Annotated in this window: 2 protein-coding genes; one reads left to right on the forward strand and one right to left on the reverse strand. The window is 44.1% G+C overall.

The window, feature by feature from the left end; translation table 11 throughout:
* Positions 1–1,323 (forward strand): dihydrolipoyl dehydrogenase (gene lpdA, locus KPX09_RS04910; protein WP_249549249.1); only part of this gene is annotated, 1,323 nt, incomplete at its 5' end.
* 342 nt (positions 1,324–1,665) lie between these two features.
* On the opposite strand, the gene rho is transcribed toward lpdA, so the two are convergent.
* The coding region (rho, locus tag KPX09_RS04915) for a transcription termination factor Rho (RefSeq protein ID WP_249549250.1) at positions 1,666–2,981 on the reverse strand (1,316 nt) is incomplete at its 5' end.

The following is a 2,981-nucleotide window of genomic DNA, read 5'->3' on the forward strand; positions in this document are numbered from 1 at the left end:
GTGGAGCGTGAAGACAACCTGGGAGGCGTGTGCCTAAATTGGGGTTGCATTCCTACAAAAGCTTTGCTGAAATCTGCACAGTTATATAAAAAGATCCTGTCTGCTAGTTCCTTTGGTATTAAAGTTACGGGAGATGTAGAAGTAGACATTCCGTCGATCGTAGCACACTCTAGGGACGCTGTGGCTAAGCTGAGCTGTGGTGTGTCCACGCTCATGAAAAAGAACGGCGTTAAGCTGTATAAGGGATGCGCGCGTATTGCCGGTGAAGGGGAAATTCATGTCGATAATGATAGAGTAAAGAATACTCTCTCTGCTAAGCATATAATACTTGCTACCGGTGGAAGACCGAGAATTGCTACCAATTTAGATACAAAATTGCTTTGGTCATCCAAAGATGCCATGCTTCCTGAAACGTTGCCTAAATCTCTCTTGATCATTGGTAGTGGCGCAATTGGTATTGAGTTTGCCAGTTTCTACAGCACCCTCGGTAGTAAAGTTACTATTGTAGAAATGCAAGATAGAATTCTGCCATTGGAAGATCGTGACATATCGTTGTCTATGCACGAGATATTGAAAAACCAGGGAGTAGATATATTTACTGCTTGCTCAGTTATGGATCTAGTCCAAAGTGCGTCTTCCATTACAGCTCAGATCGTTAATAGTGGCACAAAAGATACTGTAACTTCTTCATTTGAAAGAGTAATTTGCGCCATAGGTATTGTTCCTAATTCCAGCAACCTGGGCTTGGAAGATACTAAAGTACAACTTGATAAGGGGGGCTTTATCATCACAGATGATATGTGCCAAACATCGGAGCCTGGAATATACGCCATCGGAGATGTGGCAGGACCTCCATGTTTAGCGCATAAAGCTAGTCATGAAGCTGTGATTTGCGTTGAGGGTATTGCTAAAAAAGACGGTCGTATATCGACGGTACCCTCCTCTCTACATAAAAATAATATACCTAGCTGTATTTATTCGATTCCTCAGATTGCTAGCGTGGGATTGACTGAAGATGCCGCTATAGCCCAAGGCTTAGAGATAAAAGTTGGTATCTCACGTGCTAGCTGCAATGGTAAGGCTATTGCCTCGGGGGAATCTGAGGGTTTCGTAAAAGTTATTCTGTGCTCTGAGACCGGAGAACTACTAGGAGCTCACATGCTCGGAAGTGAAGTTACAGAGATGATCAACGGATACCTAGTAGGGCGACAACTTGAAGCTACAGATCTGGATATCGCTCATACCATATTCCCTCACCCTACACTCTCTGAGATGATGCACTCCGCAATACTCTCTGCTTGGAAAGAACCTCTGGATAGCTAATCATACCCAGTCTTTCCAAGTACTAAGACCCCATCGGTGCTGCAGCCTGCAGTATACTCAGTCCTGTGTAGACAATTGACCAACGACACCTCTAAACCCGAGGCTTAGAGATAAAAGTTGGTATCTCACGTGCTAGCTGCAATAGTAAGACTATTGCCTCGGAGGAGTCTAAGGGTTTCGTGAAAGTTATTCTGTGCTCCAAGACCAGAGAACCACTAGGAACTTACTTGATTGAAAGAACCTCTACCTCTAGCGCTAACTAAACTCTCTACTTCTTAAGGTACAAAAACCAAACGATGCTGCAGCCATCGTTACGCCTAATCTTACCTGTATAGATAACTGTTAGCTGTTCATCATTTCAAAAAAGTCGTTGTTGTCCTTCGCCATACTCAGCTTATCTCTCAGAAACTCCATAGCCTCAACTGGCCCCATGGCTGATAGCAGCCTTCTTAGCAACCATACCTTCTTCAGGAGCGCTGATTCTATCAGCATGTCTTCCTTTCTTGTTCCAGACTTAGATATATCTATCGCTGGGTATATTCTCTTATCTGCTATCTTCCGATCAAGTATTATCTCGCAGTTTCCTGTACCCTTGAACTCCTCGAAAATCACTTCATCCATTTTCGATCCTGTCTCTATTAGGGCAGTCGCTATTATTGTTAGCGATCCTCCATTCTCTATATTCCTAGCTGCTCCAAAAAACCTCTTAGGCCTTTGTAGCGCATTAGAATCTACACCACCTGTCAGTACCTTTCCTGATGATGGCATTACCTCGTTATATGCCCTGGCTAATCTTGTGATAGAGTCCAAAAGTATCACTACTTCCTTCTTGTGCTCCACCATCCGCTTAGCTCTTTCTATCACTATCTCTGCCAACTGTACGTGCCTGTATGCAGGTTCATCAAATGTTGAGCTTACAACTTCACCTTTTACAGATCTCAACATGTCTGTAACTTCTTCTGGCCTTTCACCTATCAGAAGCACTATCAATTCCATGTTGGGGTGATTCACTGCTATAGAGTGCGCAATCTGCTGCAAGATCACTGTCTTACCAACCCTCGGAGGCGCGACTATCAGCGCACGCTGCCCCTTTCCTAGTGGCGCTATTATGTCTATAGCACGCATGCTTATATCTTTCTTCTCGCTCCCAGTACCCTTATTACACTCAAGCAATATTCTATCTTCTGGGTATACCGGAATCAGATCGTCAAAGTGCACATACCTCTGTAGCTTGCCTATCTCCGTGTAGTTTATGCTGTATGCTTTAACTAAGGTAAAATACCTTTCCTTATCTCCAGGTGCACGTATCTCTCCACTTACTATGTCACCCGTTCTTAAGTTAAATTTCTTTATCTGACCAGCCGATATGTATATATCGTCGCTACTTGCTGCATAATTTGCTTCCGCTGATCTTAAAAATCCAAAACCATCTGGCAACGTTTCTACTACGCCACCACCTATCGCCACCCCTCCTTCACTGATTACCCTCTTCATCAGCTGGAATATTATCTCTTGCTTCAGCATCCTGCCATTACTGACTACTCCTAGCTCTTCTGCTATTGCCAGTAGCTCCCCTGTGCTTTTTCTCTTCAGCTCACATAGGTTCAGGATTCTTCCTTCTTCGCTGCCACTCCCTGTCGCCTCTTCTGCTACTACAG

This window comes from Anaplasma phagocytophilum (genome assembly GCF_023476575.1).
Taxonomy (GTDB): domain Bacteria; phylum Pseudomonadota; class Alphaproteobacteria; order Rickettsiales; family Anaplasmataceae; genus Anaplasma; species Anaplasma phagocytophilum_A.